1 protein-coding gene and 2 tRNA genes are annotated in these 1,723 nt (G+C 37.4%); all 3 read left to right on the top strand.

The features are described 5' to 3' along the window. The first annotated feature begins 25 nt into the window (after positions 1-25). The 3 genes from ACT3SX_RS14910 to ACT3SX_RS14900 all read left to right on the top strand — a co-directional run bounded on the left by ACT3SX_RS14910 (position 26) and on the right by ACT3SX_RS14900 (position 1,116). The gene (locus tag ACT3SX_RS14910) at positions 26-511 is read left to right on the top strand and encodes a glutathione peroxidase (RefSeq protein ID WP_192520954.1); all 486 of its coding nucleotides are present in this window, start codon (positions 26-28) and stop codon (positions 509-511) included. Between the two features lie 416 nt (positions 512-927). Next, positions 928-1,003 (top strand) — tRNA-Val (locus ACT3SX_RS14905). A 36-nt stretch (positions 1,004-1,039) separates the two neighbouring features. Beyond that, positions 1,040-1,116: transfer RNA gene (locus tag ACT3SX_RS14900), tRNA-Asp, on the top strand. Positions 1,117-1,723: the final 607 nt, after the last annotated feature.

Here is a 1,723-nt window from a genome sequence, read left to right as displayed (position 1 = left end):
AACTCAATCAATTTAAGGATGAATAATGAGTAAGATTTATGATTTTACTGCTACGTGTATGGATGGCACGACGCAAGCGTTTACTGATTATAAAGGTCGCGTGCTATTAGTCGTCAATACCGCCAGTAAATGTGGGTTCACTCCGCAGTTTGAAGGGCTAGAAGCACTATACCAACAGTACAAGGAGCAAGGACTAATCGTTATCGGTTTTCCTTGTAACCAATTTGGTAGCCAAGACCCTGGTAGTAATGATGAGATTGGCGCGTTCTGCCAAAAGAACTATGGTGTTAGCTTCCCTATGATGGAAAAGGTGGACGTTAATGGAGAGGGCGCTCATCCACTATTTAAGTGGCTAAAAGCCCAAAAAGGCGGCTTACTAACAGATGGAATAAAATGGAACTTCACCAAGTTTTTGGTCGGTATAGATGGGCAAGTCATTGACCGCTATGCACCAACGACTAAGCCCGCCGCTTTAAAACCAGATATCGAACAGGCATTGGCAAAAGGTTGAGGTCTTATAGACTCCACTATAAAAGCATTACAGTGCTAACCTCGCTTGAAGCGTCACATATACATCTATATTTGGTTGCCTGGTATTGCTTTTAAATTGAATCGACTATAGTGCCAAAAAATATTAGTGCTAAAGAATATTGGTTTTTTATGAAAATATAAAATCAATAAAAACATAAGCTTATTCATGTGGTTGATAAAAACGCAAAAAATATGTCAAAAATTCAAAAATACTGTTTGACAGCCATGTGTAAATCTATATAATACACATCCACAGCAAGGGGAGTTAATCAATCCTAGCTGATAAAGTTAATTTAAGTGTGACAGCTTATATTAATGAAGCAATACACAAAATCTTATTTAAAAGATTTTGTCTTGCGAAGCTAAAATTACGGTGCAATTTTTGAACGCTTCTCAGGGTGATTAGCTCAGTTGGTAGAGCGTCTGCCTTACACGCAGAATGTCGGCGGTTCGAATCCGTCATCACCCACCACTTAATAGCTTGTGGTAAAAAAGCTAAACGACCTAAGCAGCGGTAGTTCAGTTGGTTAGAATGCCGGCCTGTCACGCCGGAGGTCGCGGGTTCGAGTCCCGTCCGCTGCGCCATATTTAAAACAAATTTAAACTTACGAGTTTAAGCAAGTTTCGCCTCAAGTATTAGTTTACTTGGGGTTTTTTTGTGTCTGCTGTTTCTGCTCAAATGCCTTTTTTGTATAGGTCTTTTCTTTTAAGTTTCCTCATTAAAACATCTACGACATTAAATTTTTGCCTTACGGATATATATCTTGCAGATGAAAATCACAGAATCAACAACATATTAGAAAGTAATCTCTTTGTAATGTTAGTAAATAAAAAAGTAAATTTTTGTTGCACTTATATTTTTATTACATTAGTATCTTCAAATTCTAATCAACAATTGTTACTGCCGCAGTGAGTCTGTTATTAGCAATGACCTGTCGCAGATGACTACTATGCGCAAACTAATAATTTAATGATCGACCAGTTATCTTTATAACTGAACCCCCTTTTCTTGAGTAAGACATATGCGTGGATTCAAAATAAAGCGAAAACTAGACTTTTACCTAAGCGTATCTCTATTTGTATTTATACTAATAAGTATGACTACAAAATATGCTGGTATAGGATTCCCTAAAGAAGACTCCCTCTTTTACACAACAGGTATTTTAGGTCTTCATGACAATGTGCGTCACTG

The sequence above is a fragment of the Psychrobacter sp. AOP31-B2-9 genome, assembly GCF_052378005.1.
Classification (GTDB): domain Bacteria; phylum Pseudomonadota; class Gammaproteobacteria; order Pseudomonadales; family Moraxellaceae; genus Psychrobacter.
Note: the sequence above shows the minus strand (reverse complement) of the source record. Positions and strands in the feature narration are given on the sequence as shown.

Excerpts from the sequence above, each read along its gene's own strand:
- ACT3SX_RS14910 (WP_192520954.1), top strand. The coding sequence starts at position 26 with ATGAGTAAGATTTATGATTTTACTGCTACGTGTATGGATGGCACGACG.